This window comes from Shewanella sp. LC6 (assembly GCF_006385735.2).
Lineage (GTDB): Bacteria > Pseudomonadota > Gammaproteobacteria > Enterobacterales > Shewanellaceae > Shewanella > Shewanella xiamenensis.
Genome location: NZ_CP043902.1, coordinates 101,261 through 116,043, shown reverse-complemented (window position 1 = coordinate 116,043; position 14,783 = coordinate 101,261). Strand labels below are relative to the sequence as shown.

Sequence of the window (14,783 nt, the reverse complement as noted above, 5' to 3'; positions counted from 1 at the left end):
ACTACACAGCTTAAATCCGTCGTGCACCAACAAATCTACTCATGATCCCTAAGCGCTGTGGCGGGCGAGAGATACCCTACAATCGCAGAGCTGAGCGCCACCAAGGCCGCCGCGATAAAACCCCATTGGAAGGCGTGATGCACAACCTCAATGGGTAGCTTTTTTATCGCCGCAATCCCCACCTGCGCCCCTTCGAGCGGTAACAAGCTATATAGCAACAGGCTGAATAAGGCCGTACCAATTGCCGCGCCCATGGAGCGACACAAGGACACCATAGCGGTAATTTGGCTTAAACGCGCCTTGCCCGACACACTCTGCACAACTAACTGCACGCTGGGCATCACGGTTCCTAACCCTATGCCCACCAGCACACCTAATCCGCCAATAAGATCCGCATTGGGCGGGACTAAACCGATAGAGAGTAAACCGATAGAAGCCAGCCCCATCCCGAAGGTCGGCAACCATTTAGGTGCTACATCTCGGCTCAACAACCGGCCCGCAATAGTAGAACCTGTCACTATACCAAAGGTCATTGGTATCAATAGCAAGCCCGTTTTGGCCGGATTGGTTTGCAGACCAACCTGTAAGTAAATGGGTAAAAAGAAGATCATCGCAAACAGACAGGCGGCAAACAGCGCAGCGGTTAATAGCGGCATATAAATGGCTTTGTTGGCGAGTAAATCCAGCGGCAAAAAAGGACTCTCACGCTGACGCTCCCACCACAACAGCAAGGCGGCGCCCACAAAGATAAATCCGATAAAGCCTAAGCTTGTGGCCGATAGCCAAGCAAAGTCTTGCCCTGCCACAGACAACCAATACAGCAGCGCCGTAATGATAGAAGGAAATAACAGCACGCCAAGCAAATCAAACCGACCCAGTCGTACTGGTTTAATACTCTGTTTATGCAAGCGATTAAGTCGCCAAACCGCCAGCATAGCCAAGGGAATATTCGCCCAAAATAACCAGTGCCAAGAATAGGCATGCACCACAAAACCACCAATCACTGGGCCGCCAACACTGGCGAGGGTAAACATAGCGGCAAAATAGCCCTGAAAACGCGCCCGTTGCCGTATCGGCACCAATTCCCCCACAAGGGATTGGGACAGACTCATCAGCCCGCCACCGCCGAGGCCTTGGAGAATCCTTCCGGCAATCATATGGTCCATCGTCCCGGCACTGGCGGAGACAATTGAGCCTAACGCGAACACCGCCAAGGCAATCATCAAGATTTTGGCGCGGCCAAAGTTATCCCCCAGCCAGCCATAAATAGGTACACTGGCCGCCATTGCCAACATATAGCCGATAGTGATCCACGAGGCTTGCCTGAGGCCGCCAAGATCTTCCACTATGGCTGGGGTTGCGGTGGCGAGTAGGGTTTGATCGACCGCCGCCAAAAACATGGGTAAGAACACGGCGGAGAAAATCGCCAGAAAAATCGAAGTGGGTAGAGGCTCATGTTGGGACGAAGCAGACGCTGGGGTCATAGAGTCTCTACCTGTGATTAAGGCTTAAATTCGCCTTGCATTCCAATACTTTGATGCCCAATAGCTATTAAGTAGGCTCGAAATTTTTACCCCTTGGCTCGTCGAGACATGGAGGAAATTATTCCCGCCCACATAAATGCCGACATGGTGCGTGCTCCAGCCAGTTTTAAAGAACACTAAGTCCCCCTTACGCAGTTGATCCCGCGCCACGGGTTTACCAAGTGCTTGCTGCTCCTCCACTGTACGCGGCAGAGTCATACCCAACATTTTTTGGTAAGCGACCGACACAAAGGCCGAGCAATCGATGCCTTTCTTGGTCGCGCCCCCCAAACGATAAGGGACGCCGCGCCATTCGGAATGCAATTCGGCGATATTGCTATCGTTCCAAACGGAGACGGGTTCAACTTGCTTAACCACAGGCTTAGGTTCTGGCGCGCTCGCACAGGCACCAAGACCTAAGGCTAAGATAACTATCAGTAATCGTTTCATTAGCGTAAAACTCATCGCGGGCAATTCTTGCGTAATATCGGGTGCTATCAAAGCGATAACTAACATACCGTGAAAAAATCGATGGTAACAGCCTAAGCTAATCTCAAGCTTAAAACTATAACGCCGTCCACAATAAGCGAATACCCACCAGCACCATTAAAATCAAGATGATGCGTTTAAACAACCTATCGCTGATCTTATCTTGGATCGACAACCCCAGTTTTACCCCTAACCAAGCCAAAGGCGCAAGTAACAGAGAAATCAGAATGTTACCTTGATTAATTTGCCCGAGCAGACTGTAGGGCACTAACTTAATCAGATTCACCACCGCAAAAAATACCACTGCCGTGGCTAAAAACTCTGGTTTGGCCAAACGTAACGGCAGCAAATAGGCATTGAGTGGCGGCCCGCCTGCATGGGCCACAAAGCTGGTAAAACCTGCGGTTAAGCCGCAGAGTCGTCCCACCAAAGGTGAAGGGGTCGCTTGGGTTTTATCCCCTAAAACCAAGCCATAAAGACCAAACCCTAAGGACACACAGCCTAAAATCGCCCGTAAGTAATCTTCGTTTAATCGGTCGAACAACCAATAGGCGATACCTATACCCACAATCGCCGCGGGTAAGAGGATCCATAATTGGCGTGGATTATGTTGGCCCCACCACGAACGAACACTTAAAAAATCCATATAAATCAGCAGTGGTAACATGATTGCCGCCGCTGTCGCCGGGCTTATGGCTAGCGCTAACAGGGGCACGGTCAAGCCACCGACGCCGCCGGCAAAACCCGATTTAGAGATCCCCGTAATCAACACCGCAGGAATCGCCACTAGCCAAAAAACAGGGTCTGTTAACATCCCTTATTCCCAATATTGCGTTAAAGTCATTAAGGTCGAGCGTGAGTAACAGACCTTGAGGGCGATAACACGCCTCGCTGCACCAGCATAAATGTTAAATCTATCCGTGTCTAAATGAAGATAAGGAGTCGATATGAGTCAAATGCAAACGTCGCCGTTTTACGGCGGCCCAAGGGAATGCCCCGTCGAAGATGGGCGGATCCAAATCCAACATATAGCCTCCAAAATCGGTGATGTAGGCGGGATACCCGTAGCGCGGGCTATTCCGCAAAAACCGCGTCGACTCATAGGCCCTTGGTGTTTTCTGGATCATATTGGTCCTGTCACCAACGGCCCCTTAATGAATGTGGGCGAGCATCCCCATATCGGCCTACAGACCTTCACTTGGATGCTGGAGGGGGAAATCATGCACAGGGACAGCCTAGGTAGCGCCCAAGTGATCCGCCCTAAGCAAGTCAATCTGATGACCGCAGGCCATGGTATCGCCCACACCGAAGAGTCCGTCGAAGGTCATCGCACTATGCATGCGGTGCAGCTATGGATTGCGCTACCGCTGGAACACAAAGACACAACCCCGAGGTTCGACCATTATCCCCAGCTGCCCACTTGGCAGGAGGCGGGCGCTGAATTCACCCTATTGATTGGCTCGTGGAAGGATAAACAAGCGCCCACACTACACTTTTCGCCAATCGTCGCGCTCGATATCTTCGCCACAGAGGCCACTCAACTAACACTTCGGCTCGATCCGCGATTTGAATATGGCCTAATGCCGCTTGAGGGCCGATTCGATATCGACGATGAATCCTTTGATAACAATAACCTCGCTTACCTTGGCATGCTGCGCGAGAGTATAACGCTCGACCTTCACCAAGGCGCACGTTTACTGCTGATTGGCGGCGCGCCCCTCGCCGACTCTGTCAGTATCTGGTGGAATTTTGTCGGCTACAGTAAGGAAGATATCGCCAGTGCCCAAGCCGATTGGGAGGCCAAGTCCCCACGTTTTGCCACTGTGCCGGGTTATAGCGGCAAACGCTTAATGCCGCCGCCCATCCCTTGGTAATCCCAGCCGTTCATGCGTTAGCGCGAGGTAATCGAGCTAGATTACCTCGCCTAATGGAGGTATTTGCAGCCACTATCTAATGCAAGTTGGTGAGTAGAACAGACTGCCTGATGTAAATGCCAGACAACATTCACACGCCAAGCCACAGAAAATTTTACGGATTTTTTACGCGCTATCCCTACAGGCCTTTGCTAGAGTAGCCTTAACTTCAGCAATGCCTTAGCCATTATGACTTTTGCAAACACAGCCTCCATCAACCAATACTGGCGCACGCATCCCGCGTTATTTACCGCCATGTTGTTAGTGGTAACGTTAATAACTAGCTATTTTATTGATGTATTTTCAGGATCAGCCATTGCTGTGCTGCTTATCCTGCAATTAGCCGTGATCGCCGTGGCCCTGCAATGCAGCGCCAACTATGCCTACTTTGTGGCCGTGTTTGGCGCCGTCAGTTTCAATTTTTTATTCACCACACCGCGCTATTCGTTACAGATGTTCAACGTCGAAGACATAGTCAATCTAAGCGTATTTTTGCTGGTCGCCCTTACTAGCAGCAAATTGGCTGAACATTACCGCCGCCAGCAGCATGCACTCGAACAGGCGCAGCTCAGAAACAGCATTTTGCTCTCGGTCTCCCACGATTTACGCACGCCCCTTGCGACCATTATCGGCACCTTAACCACGCTGAAGGAATACCAAGCCAAGCTCAACCCAGAGCAAACTGAGGAGCTTATCGACTCGGCCGCCGCCGAGAGTCATCGCCTGCACCAATATATCGAAAATCTTTTGCAAGCCACTAAGTTACAACATGGTGCGCTCAAATTTAGCCTAGATGAAGCCAATCTACGCGAAGTGCTACAGCGCACTATCGCTCGCTTTCAAACTGAGCAACCCAGAATCAAAATTCATACTGAGCCAGAGCTACCACCATTAATGATTTGCAGCTCTTTGATTGAACAGGCGATTTTTAATGTGCTCGATAATGCCCTGCATTATTCCCCCACCAACCAGCCTGTGATCGTAAGCCTCTATCGCCACCAAGATATGCTGCGTATCGATATTCAAGACTTAGGACAAGGCATAGCCCCATCTCAAAAGGAGGCGATTTTCGAACTGTTTTACCGCCAACATCCCTCTACCGATGGCGGAGCTGGATTGGGTCTGCCTGTCGCCAAAGGGATTATTACTGCCCATAACGGGCGTATCAGTGCCGAAAATGTTGCTCAAGGCAGCCTGATCCGCATCGCGTTACCGATAACGAAGGAAAGTGCATAAATGGCTTACAAGGTGTTAGTGGTGGATGATGAGCCACAAATCCATACCTTTATGCGGATCTCACTTGAGGCGGAAGGCTTTGAATACATAAGCGCCACCAGCATAGCCACGGCGCTCAAACAATACCAAAGCCACCAGCCGCACCTTATCGTGCTCGACCTCGGCCTGCCCGATGGCGATGGCATCGAACTACTCCAAGCACTGCGCCAGCAAGATAAGACCCCCGTGTTGGTTTTAACCGCCCGCGATCAGGAGGAAGAAAAAATCCGCCTGCTCGAGGCCGGTGCTAACGATTATCTAAGTAAACCCTTTGGTATCAGGGAATTAATCGTGCGTATCAAGGTATTAGTCCGTGACCTTGTGGATACCTCAAACACTATCGATATGCTGCAATTTGGCCCGCTCACCCTACAAAAGAGCAGCCATCAATGCTGGCTTAACCAGCAGGAAATCGCCCTCACCAAAAAAGAGTTTGCCCTACTGGTTCAGTTAATGTCCCACCCTGGGCAATTGCTGAAACAGAGCGAACTGCTGCGCAATATCTGGGGCGAAACTCACCAAGAAGATAGCCATTATCTGCGGATTTTAGTCAGCCAACTGCGTAAAAAGCTTAACGATAGTGACGAACAACAACTGATCAAAACCGAGCCTGGTTTAGGGTATCGACTCACCGACCTCGGCCCGCCGTAGGCCAGCTCGCCTCACTCTTTAGCTCAACCACACAAGGATATGAAATGGCACATTTTACTGTCATCGGATTAGGCCGCTTCGGCGTTGCTGTAAGCAGAGAACTGATCCACTTAGGTCATACAGTTACGGGTGTCGACAATGACCACAAAGCTGTTGAAAAATATGTAGAAAGTCTTACCGAAGCGGTGATTTGCGACTGCGCTGATGAGGCGTCGCTGCGGGAACTCGATCTTACCAGTAGTGAAGTCGTGATTGTCGCTATCGGTTTTGATATGCAATCGAGCCTGCTGTGCACTCTGGCACTTAAAAATCTCGGCGTGCAAAATATTTGGGTTAAAGCCAGCAATAAAGCGCACCACACCATATTGTCTAAACTCGATGTCGCGCGAATTATTCACCCCGAGGAAGATATGGGGATCCGCGTCGCCCAGTCGCTAAACTACCCTATGGTGAATAACTTTCTCGCCATCGGCGATGGGCTCTATATTGTTGAAATCCATATTAAAGCCCATTTACATCAAGTCACAGTTGGCCAACTACTAGGGAGCCTACAAGAGAAAAACACCGATGAGCAAACCAACGTACAGCGCAGCCCTAAAGGCAAAGTCACACCGCTGATGGTTAAGCGCGGGCAGAGTGTATTTAGCAAGATTGATAGTGACTTTAGCCTGCACACTGAGGATGCTCTATTCCTCTGCGGTAGCCGTGCCGAGTTAAAACAGCTCGCATCAAGGTTGGTGTAACGTGGTTCAATGGCATCCTTCGCTCACCCTAGAGCACACACCGAAAACCAGTAAAAAACTCTTTGGCGCGCCGCCCTTTATCTTAAGTGCAAGCTTTGCTCTGCTAATCTTGGTCGGCACTTGCTTGCTTAAACTGCCTATCGCCACCGAGTCGCCCATTACTTGGCTGCAAAGCCTCTTTACCGTGACCTCGGCGGTGACGGTCACAGGGCTAGTTGTTGTCGATACCGGCAGTGTGTTCACGCCCTTTGGCCAAGTGATTATCGCGCTGTTAATTCAATGCGGCGGCCTAGGCTTGATGACCTTTGCCATTGTCACTCTGATAGCACTGGGCGGTAAGATAGGTTTCTTGCAGCAAACAGTGGCGAAAGAAGCGTTTAATCAAACTGATACCTCTACCTTAGTCTCGACTGCTAAGGCCGTACTGGTGTTTTCGCTATTGGTTGAAGCCGTGGGTATGCTGATTTTATCTGTCTACTGGAGCGGCGAATTGGGTTGGCAAACTAGCCTGTTTCACGGCTTCTTTTATACCATTAGCGCCTTTAATAACGCGGGTTTTGCCCTAAGCCCAGATAGCTTAATCCCTTATGTCGCAGACCCAGTTATCAACCTCACTATCACAGGTTTATTTATTGTGGGCGGCCTTGGGTTTTCGGTGTGGATTGATCTTAAACGCAATAAACGTTGGTCGAAACTCACCGTTTACAGCCGTATGATGATTACCGGCACCATATTGATCAATGCCGTGGCCGTGATAGCCATTTATCTGATTGAGTACAACAACCCCAACACCCTCGCGCCCTTAAGCGAACTCGGCAAATGGTTGGCCTCTTGGTTTCAGGCCGTAACCCCGCGCACCGCAGGCTTTAACACCCTACCCATAGACCAACTCGAGGATGGTTCCACCCTATTGATTTTAGTGCTGATGTTTATCGGCGGCGGCTCCCTCAGTACCGCCAGCGGCATTAAAGTCGTGACCTTTATGGTGTTAATCCTCGCCACCTACGGCTATTTACGCCGCGATGAAGCAGTGTATGTGTTTAAGCGCGAAATCCCCAAAGACACCATTAGCAAGGCACTCGCCCTCACGATGATCTCCATCGGCGTCACTTGGCTGGCAATATTCGCCCTCGTACTCACCGAAAACGCCCCGATAATGGATATCGCCTTCGAAGCCGTATCCGCCCTCGGCACCGTCGGGTTATCCCGCGGATTAACAGGTAATTTATCCAGTGCAGGCCAAGGGATTATCATCTTTATGATGTTTATGGGACGCCTCGGCCCATTGATGTTGGCCTACTTCCTTGCCAACCCAAGGGTAAAAAAGCTGCGCTATGCAGAAACCAAATTAGCGATTGGATAAGGAAAACACTAAGGCGCGCCGTAAAAAATAATTCGCTTAGCTATGAGCTATCAACAACCGACACAGTGGGGCATTAATGTAATAATTAGCACGCCCCACTTTTTGTTTCGTTAAGAAACCGTGCTCGACCAGCTGCTCTAAATATTTAGTGGCGGTAATGCGTGTCACACCCAATTCTTCGATTAGAAAGTCAATCTTGGTATAGGGATGATTAAACAAATTGTTTAGTAAATCTTGGCTATAGACTTTTGGAAGCTGCTCACGGATACCTTGTTTGACATCAGTCATCAAGGTTTTCATTTCGGTGATCAGCGAAATGGTATTTTGTGCTGTGTCGATAATGCCATCAAGCATAAATAGCAGCCACTGCTCCCAATTCCCTGAATCTCTTACCGCCTGCAATTTCGCATAATAATCAGGCTTATGCTGAATAATATAACGGCTTAAATACAGAACTGGCAGGTTAAGTAAATCTTTAATAACCAAGTACAAAATATTCAATATACGGCCAGTTCGACCATTACCGTCATAGAAGGGGTGAATACTTTCAAATTGATGATGAATAATTGCCATTTTTACCAACGGATCGGCATCACATTGCTCGTCATCGTTGATAAACAGAATCAGATTTTCCATAAGCTCAGCAATATCATCTGCATGCTGTGGTGGTGTATAGATCACTTCCCCAGTCCGCGTATTCTTAAGCTCCGTGCCCGGTAACTTCCGCAGTCCCGCATTGTTGTGCTCTAGATTTTGTTGTATCGCAAGAATATCGCTGAGGCGGATCAATTTGTTTTGCCGCGCAATATGAAACCCTTGCTTTAAAGCAAAAGCATAATCTTGGACTTCTTTGGTAGCAGGGTTAGTAATGGCCTCTTCAAATAAATTGGCCTTATAAAGCTCATCGTGCGTAGTGACGATATTCTCAACTTCAGAACTATCTTTTGCCTCTTGTAGAGCTAACGTATTGATTAAAATAGCTTCATTGGGAATGCTGGCTGCGACACCTTTAAGCTCTGCCAAGTAGCGATGTGCTTCGGCAGTTTTTTTGAGTACCGAACGGGTTTCCCACAGTTCAATGTTAGGAAGAGGAAGCAAAGCCAGTGAGTCTAACATAGATAAATTCCACTCTTTTTTATACTGAAGAGATTCAATATGTATAGTTTTCCTCAAAAATTATACATGACAGAGAAAACATGTATAGTTTTTCAAGTTTTCTATACATTACACCTAACTCGTTAGACTCAATGGCAAGAATGTTAAAAATGGTAGGATTACCGCAAAAGAGTCACGCAGCACAACACAGCTAACCAACTGATATACAAGAATGAACTCGAGGCTTTTCAGAGTTCTGCGAAGAAGCGGCATACAAACCTCCTTGTTTAATGCTTAACCAAACCAAGCATAATAGGAGGCTGACTTAAGTGCTATTAAGGATGAGTGTCCAGTTTTTCAGCCTCAAGTAAAGTTAAGCATAAATTCGTCCAAATCTTTTGCGATAGTATCTATCGTTTTCTTTTCTGACTGCCGAAGAACTGCTGCATGATAAGAAAATTTGTTACGCAATTGCTGAAAGTTCAATTGGTAGCTTTTCCCACTCAATATGGTTTCAATCGGATTATTGTAGCCTTTGAATAGACCGAGCAAACCAGACCTTTGGTCTAAACTACTTTTTATGGATGCAGCAACATTTACGACATCATGGTAATCATCACAAAACTGCCTTAGCATCGTCTCATAATTAAATTGACTAATTTGAAATTCATTTTCTAAAGCAACACGATTTTTTAATTCATTGATTTGGTCAAAATAGAAGATAAACGTAAATAAATATTAGATACGTCGATCTGAGCTATTAATCCAATATTCCGTTTATAATTTTTTTCGTTTAAGTCAAAAGAGTTTGTTGGGTTTCTCATTTCTTCAAAAACACTCATTATTAGTTTTTTGAACAAATCTAACCGTCATTCCGCACCTAATTTTCGATTTAAAAAACTTGACGGCGATCGGTCATTCTGATCTATTACTCTCTTTTGCAGGTAATTCATCATGGCCGCTCCCGCTATCTCTATCCGTAACCTCGACCACCTTGGTTTGGTCGCTGCACTTTGCCAAGAACTCGGCATTGCTCGCATGATTGATGCGGTGCTACCCAAAACGCCGCCCTACAAAGTCTCACATGGTGAAGCGTTGGTGGCGATGATACTGAACGGTCTTGGCTTTCATAGTTCGACCTTGCACATGTTCCCGCAATTCTTTGCCAACAAGCCTGTAGAACGCCTGATTGGCCCGGGGATCTGTGCCGATGACCTCAATGATGATGTGCTCGGCCGCTGCCTTGATGCCCTCTTTGAGGCCGATGTCAGCACGCTTTATCAGGTGATGGCGGAGCAGGTCGTTGAACGATTGGGGCTCAAAAGTACTGCAGTACACCTCGATATCACCAGCTTCCACGTCGATGGCGCCTATGACCAAGCCGATGGCGAGCAGCTCGGTAAGTTGCAATTGGTACGGGGCTATAGCCGCGACCATCGGCCAGAGCTAAACCAGGTTATCCTGGAGCTTATCTGTGAAAATCAGGCCGGCCTGCCCATCTACATGCAAGCCTTGAGTGGTAATATTAATGATACCAAGGCCTTTGCCCAGACGGTACGGCGCCACTTGAGCAGTCTCAAGGCCGCGCAGGAGAGTCGTTATCTGGTCGGCGATGCGGCGCTGTATTGCGCCGACACCTTGCAACTACTGGCACAACAGCAACAGTTGTTCGTGACTCGTGTGCCTGTCACCCTCAATGAAGCCAAGCGAGCCGTGGCAACCATTGGCACCCAGTCGCTGGTTGCGCTGGGCAATGGCTATCATGGCTGTTGGCAAAGCGCCAATTATGCCGACGTCGCGCAGCGTTGGTTGCTGGTGCGCAGCGAACAGGCCAGCCACCGTGAGCAGCAAACATTAGCCAAAAACCTACTGAAAGACAGCACGCGTGAACTGAAAGCCTTCAACAAATTATGTGCCCAGCGTTTTGCCTGCGAGACCGATGCGCAGGCTGAATTAGCCCGTTTTGCTGTCAGCTTAAATCTGCTGCAACTAGAAGCAGAAGTCGTGAGTGAACCTATCTATGCAGGGCGCGGAAGGCCCCAAAAGGGTGAAATGCCGGTGAACTACCAATTTCACATCAAGGGGTTAGCCGCAAGTAGCTTGGCGCGGGTGGCTGAGGCGCGCAACCAGACAGGGGTGTTCATCCTCGCGACCAATGATCACAGTGAAACGCTCACCATGGCTGAGCTGTTGGCTACCTATAAAGCCCAGCAGAATGTCGAGCGTGGTTTTAGGTTTCTGAAAAGTCCCGAATTTTTAACCTCCTCGTTATATCTTAAAAAACCGGAACGTATCGAAGCGTTGCTGATGGTGATGACCTGTAGCCTGATGATTTATGCGGCGCTGGAGCACCGGATCCGGCAGGGCTTAGTAGAGCAGAACCGGAGTGTGGCGGACATGAAAAAGAAACCCACGCAAAAACCGACTGCGCGGTGGATTTTTTTACGCTTTGGCGGGGTGCACGAGTACCAGTTGGGAGAGGCGCCACCTCAAGTCACAGGACTCACAGTGGACCAGCAGATCATTCTCGACGTGTTAGGCGAACGGTATCGGCAAATTTATTCCTAAATCAGGTGCGGAAAGTCGGATCTAATACGTAGTTCGGATCAGTTAGTTCCATAATCTTACCTAAAAAATAGAGTCACCCAAAGTAAAGCAATAACATAATTCACTTTCGATTTTCCGACAACACATCTGGCTAGAATGACTTGAATAAGTAACAAGAAAAGTAGCAAGGCTGCATTCGAGGTAAAGAATCGAGATAATAGCTTAGATAGTTACGATTGCCATTGTCGTAACTTTGACCGTTGGCGGCATGTATGCCGCCGTCGAGCCTATAGGGATACTTCTTGTAAAATAAAAGGGCGGCGTGTCACAGGGGAAATAGTGACAATGTATACAACGCCAACTTCCTTGAATTGTTATGTGCAGAAAACAAACTTAAATTTACGTATTCCACCGCGCTAACTGAGAATTTCCCAATATTAATTCGATCTCATTATGCGACAGTACATTTGCATCTTCAGATTCAAGCACTTTAATATCTAAATGACATCCCATATTGGCACAAAAGAACTTTACTATTTTCAATCTAAAACTAGTAAGTTCATTCACTTCTAACTCTTTGCTTGCGCTACTTAGCAACTTGAGAGCATCAGCTCTTATACGGACGTATTCTTCATCAACCCAATGTTCATCTGAATCATCCTCAAAATTGTTATGACAAGCGATTTCTAGTTCATTTAATTTTTCTAAATATTTCTTCAAACTTTATTGTTCCCAAACAGACTAAACCGCTTGTCCAGCCGCCACACCAGATGCCCAGGCCCATTGGAAGTTAAAGCCGCCTAACCAACCGCTGACATCCATCACTTCGCCGATAAAAAACAGGCCGGGGACTTTTATGGCTTCCATGGTTTTGGAGGAGAGTTCATGGGTATCCACGCCGCCGAGGGTGACTTCGGCGGTGCGATAGCCTTCGGTGCCATTCATTAACACAGTCCAGCGGTGCAGATCATCGACTAACTTGGCGCGCTCTGCATGAACAAGCTGATTTAAGGCTTTGTTGAGTAAAGCCTCATCGAATAACACTTCCACCAGCCGCTTAGGTAACCACAGGCTTAAGGTATTACGCAGACTCTGTTTAGGATGTGCGGCCAGTTGTTGCTCTAAAGCCTGCGCGGCATCCATATTGGGTAATAGATTGATTTCTATGGTTTCGCCGGCTTTCCAATAGTTGGAAATCTGCAAAATAGCGGGGCCAGATAAGCCTCTGTGGGTAAAGAGCAGGGCTTCGCTAAAGGCGGTGCCATCTTTGGCGGTAATGCGGCTCGGTACGGCAATGCCCGACAGCGGTTCGAAGCGAATTTTATCTTCGCTGTGCCAAGTAAAAGGCACCAGACCCGCGTGAGTTGGCAACACCTTAAGCCCAAACTGCTCGGCCAATTGATAGCCGTAGGGCGTTGCGCCAAGTTTTGGCATGGATAAACCGCCGGTGGCGATCACTAAGGAGTCACAACTTAACTCGCCATTTGAGGTGGTTAGCGCAAAGCGGCCTGCCTCAGTTTTGCTCACCGCCAGAATATCGGTACGCAGCTTAATGCTCACACCCGCCCATTCACATTCGGTCAGCAGCATAGTGACTATCTCTTTGGCCGAGTCATTACAGAACAGCTGACCATGGTCACGCTCGTGGTATTCAATGCCGTGGCGCTCAACCAGTTCGATAAACTGCTGCGATGGATAACGCGCCAATGCGGATTTGACAAAGTGCGGGTTACCACAGATAAAGTTGGCGGGTTCAACTTTAAGGTTGGTAAAGTTACAACGGCCGCCACCGCTGATAAGGATTTTACGCCCTGCCTGCTTGGCATTATCGAGTACCAGTACATCACGACCTCGGTAACCCGCTGTTGCAGCACACATTAATCCTGCGGCGCCGGCTCCGATAATAATTACATCATGATGTTTCACACTCATACTCCAGTCGATAAATTAATTTGGCTATTGCCCATCATCCCAAATAGTTCAAAGACTTGGTTACGGTATTGGTCTTCGATATTGGGGTAGATATTCCGCGTTCAGCATCCAGCCTTAATGGATACAGCCAATGCAGACTGCTGCCAGTACATTAAGGCGATAGCGATCGGACATAAAAAAGGGCGCTATTTTAGCACCCTTTATTTTATTCAGCATCATCACGACTCGCGCTTTATTGCGCTGGCGTTTCTGATTTCTTTTCTCTGCTGAGCAGTTCTTTTGCGGCATCCAAGGGCGCTTTGCCTTGGTATAACACTTGGTAGATTTGCTCGGTGATCGGCATTTCGACGCCCATGCGCTTCGCCAGCGTAAACACTTCTTTAGTATTGCGATAACCTTCAACCACTTGGCCAATTTCGGCCTGTGCGGTATTCACATCGCAGCCTTTACCTAAGGCTAAACCAAAGCGGCGGTTACGGGATTGGTTGTCGGTACAAGTTAACACTAGATCGCCTAATCCAGCCATGCCCATAAAGGTGGCGGTGCTGGCGCCTAAGGCTTCGCCTAAGCGGGTTAACTCGACTAAACCACGGGTAATTAACGCCGTTCTGGCGTTGGCACCAAAGCCAATACCGTCGGACATCCCCGCGCCAATGGCGATAACGTTCTTCACCGCGCCGCCTAATTGCAGGCCGATAAAGTCGTCGTTAGCGTAAACGCGTAAACGTTTAGGGCTGTGCAGCAATTCCACTAGCTCAGCGGTAAATTTAGGACAAGTGCCCGCAACCGAAATCGCCGTAGGTAACCCCATGGCTAATTCCTTCGCAAACGTAGGTCCTGACAATACCGCCAGCGGATATTGCTCGCCTAACACATCACGGGCCACATCTTGCAGCAAACGTCCGGTTTCAGGCTCGAGTCCTTTGGTCGCCCATACGATGCGAGCATCTTGGCGTAACAAAGGTTTCGCTTGGGCCAGTACCGAGCCAAACACATGGCTAGGTACCACAACCAGCACATTATTGCTGGCCGCTAAGGCTTTGGCTAAGTCGGCTTCGATATGTAAACACTCGGGGAAGGCAATACCAGGCAGGAATGCTTGGTTGCATTTGTCCTGAGCGAGCGTTTGCATATGGGCAGGATCGTGCCCCCACAACAAGGTCTTATGACCATTGCTGGCTAGAGAGATGGCAAGGGCGGTGCCATAAGAGCCCGCCCCTAACACCGTGATATCGGCAGAGTTTTTCATGTA

13 protein-coding genes are annotated in these 14,783 nt (G+C 48.6%); 6 read left to right on the top strand and 7 right to left on the bottom strand.

Annotated elements, in window-relative coordinates:
- Window positions 1-35 precede the first annotated feature (35 nt).
- The 3 genes from FJD32_RS00490 to FJD32_RS00480 all read right to left on the bottom strand — a co-directional run bounded on the left by FJD32_RS00490 (window position 36) and on the right by FJD32_RS00480 (window position 2,826).
- Complete coding sequence (locus FJD32_RS00490; protein WP_088586460.1) at window positions 36-1,484, bottom strand: MFS transporter; 1,449 nt, start codon at window positions 1,482-1,484, stop codon at window positions 36-38.
- 24 nt (window positions 1,485-1,508) lie between these two features.
- Window positions 1,509-1,973, bottom strand: coding sequence for an NlpC/P60 family protein (locus FJD32_RS00485; protein WP_037427995.1), 465 nt, complete (start codon window positions 1,971-1,973; stop codon window positions 1,509-1,511).
- A gap of 115 nt (window positions 1,974-2,088) precedes the next feature.
- Window positions 2,089-2,826, bottom strand: a complete 738-nt coding sequence (locus FJD32_RS00480) for a sulfite exporter TauE/SafE family protein (protein WP_055646922.1) — start codon at window positions 2,824-2,826, stop codon at window positions 2,089-2,091.
- Between the two features lie 133 nt (window positions 2,827-2,959).
- Here FJD32_RS00480 and FJD32_RS00475 point away from each other — a divergent pair, with 133 nt between their 5' ends.
- From FJD32_RS00475 to FJD32_RS00455, 5 genes are all read left to right on the top strand, one after another.
- Window positions 2,960-3,886, top strand: coding sequence for a pirin family protein (locus FJD32_RS00475; RefSeq protein WP_055646923.1), 927 nt, complete (start codon window positions 2,960-2,962; stop codon window positions 3,884-3,886).
- Window positions 3,887-4,114: 228 nt separating this feature from the next.
- Window positions 4,115-5,161, top strand: coding sequence for an ATP-binding protein (locus FJD32_RS00470; RefSeq protein WP_055646924.1), 1,047 nt, complete (start codon window positions 4,115-4,117; stop codon window positions 5,159-5,161).
- Entirely contained in the window at window positions 5,162-5,851 is a 690-nt protein-coding gene (locus tag FJD32_RS00465) for a response regulator transcription factor (RefSeq protein WP_088586459.1), read from the top strand.
- A gap of 44 nt (window positions 5,852-5,895) precedes the next feature.
- A complete protein-coding gene (locus FJD32_RS00460) occupies window positions 5,896-6,594 on the top strand; it encodes a TrkA family potassium uptake protein (RefSeq protein ID WP_037416157.1) in 699 nt (232 codons plus the stop codon).
- A gap of 1 nt (window position 6,595) precedes the next feature.
- Window positions 6,596-7,957, top strand: a complete 1,362-nt coding sequence (locus FJD32_RS00455) for a TrkH family potassium uptake protein (RefSeq protein WP_069453861.1) — start codon at window positions 6,596-6,598, stop codon at window positions 7,955-7,957.
- 36 nt (window positions 7,958-7,993) lie between these two features.
- Here FJD32_RS00455 and FJD32_RS00450 read toward each other — a convergent pair whose 3' ends face one another.
- Window positions 7,994-9,073 (bottom strand): Fic family protein, encoded by a 1,080-nt coding sequence (locus FJD32_RS00450; RefSeq protein WP_088586457.1) that lies wholly within the window; start codon window positions 9,071-9,073, stop codon window positions 7,994-7,996.
- A 933-nt stretch (window positions 9,074-10,006) separates the two neighbouring features.
- Between FJD32_RS00450 and FJD32_RS00445 the strand changes: the two genes are divergently transcribed.
- Window positions 10,007-11,620 carry an IS1634-like element ISShes12 family transposase gene (locus FJD32_RS00445; protein WP_011715680.1) on the top strand — a complete coding sequence of 538 codons (1,614 nt, stop codon included), beginning with the start codon at window positions 10,007-10,009 and terminating at the stop codon, window positions 11,618-11,620.
- A 378-nt stretch (window positions 11,621-11,998) separates the two neighbouring features.
- Here the strand turns inward: FJD32_RS00445 and FJD32_RS00440 are convergent, their stop codons facing one another.
- The 3 genes from FJD32_RS00440 to gpsA all read right to left on the bottom strand — a co-directional run bounded on the left by FJD32_RS00440 (window position 11,999) and on the right by gpsA (window position 14,780).
- Window positions 11,999-12,319 carry a hypothetical protein gene (locus FJD32_RS00440; protein WP_047539601.1) on the bottom strand — a complete coding sequence of 107 codons (321 nt, stop codon included), beginning with the start codon at window positions 12,317-12,319 and terminating at the stop codon, window positions 11,999-12,001.
- Between the two features lie 21 nt (window positions 12,320-12,340).
- Window positions 12,341-13,525: an NAD(P)/FAD-dependent oxidoreductase gene (locus FJD32_RS00435; RefSeq protein ID WP_088587004.1), complete on the bottom strand. Its 1,185-nt coding sequence runs from the start codon at window positions 13,523-13,525 to the stop codon at window positions 12,341-12,343.
- A gap of 238 nt (window positions 13,526-13,763) precedes the next feature.
- A complete protein-coding gene (gene gpsA, locus FJD32_RS00430) occupies window positions 13,764-14,780 on the bottom strand; it encodes an NAD(P)H-dependent glycerol-3-phosphate dehydrogenase (protein ID WP_088586456.1) in 1,017 nt (338 codons plus the stop codon).
- Between the last annotated feature and the right edge of the window lie 3 nt (window positions 14,781-14,783).

Excerpts from the sequence above, each read along its gene's own strand:
- FJD32_RS00485 (WP_037427995.1), bottom strand. The coding sequence starts at position 1,973 with ATGAAACGATTACTGATAGTTATCTTAGCCTTAGGTCTTGGTGCCTGT.
- gpsA (WP_088586456.1), bottom strand. The coding sequence starts at position 14,780 with ATGAAAAACTCTGCCGATATCACGGTGTTAGGGGCGGGCTCTTATGGC.
- FJD32_RS00460 (WP_037416157.1), top strand. The coding sequence starts at position 5,896 with ATGGCACATTTTACTGTCATCGGATTAGGCCGCTTCGGCGTTGCTGTA.
- FJD32_RS00470 (WP_055646924.1), top strand. The coding sequence starts at position 4,115 with ATGACTTTTGCAAACACAGCCTCCATCAACCAATACTGGCGCACGCAT.
- FJD32_RS00450 (WP_088586457.1), bottom strand. The coding sequence starts at position 9,073 with ATGTTAGACTCACTGGCTTTGCTTCCTCTTCCTAACATTGAACTGTGG.
- FJD32_RS00475 (WP_055646923.1), top strand. The coding sequence starts at position 2,960 with ATGAGTCAAATGCAAACGTCGCCGTTTTACGGCGGCCCAAGGGAATGC.
- FJD32_RS00480 (WP_055646922.1), bottom strand. The coding sequence starts at position 2,826 with ATGTTAACAGACCCTGTTTTTTGGCTAGTGGCGATTCCTGCGGTGTTG.
- FJD32_RS00490 (WP_088586460.1), bottom strand. The coding sequence starts at position 1,484 with ATGACCCCAGCGTCTGCTTCGTCCCAACATGAGCCTCTACCCACTTCG.
- FJD32_RS00445 (WP_011715680.1), top strand. The coding sequence starts at position 10,007 with ATGGCCGCTCCCGCTATCTCTATCCGTAACCTCGACCACCTTGGTTTG.
- FJD32_RS00465 (WP_088586459.1), top strand. The coding sequence starts at position 5,162 with ATGGCTTACAAGGTGTTAGTGGTGGATGATGAGCCACAAATCCATACC.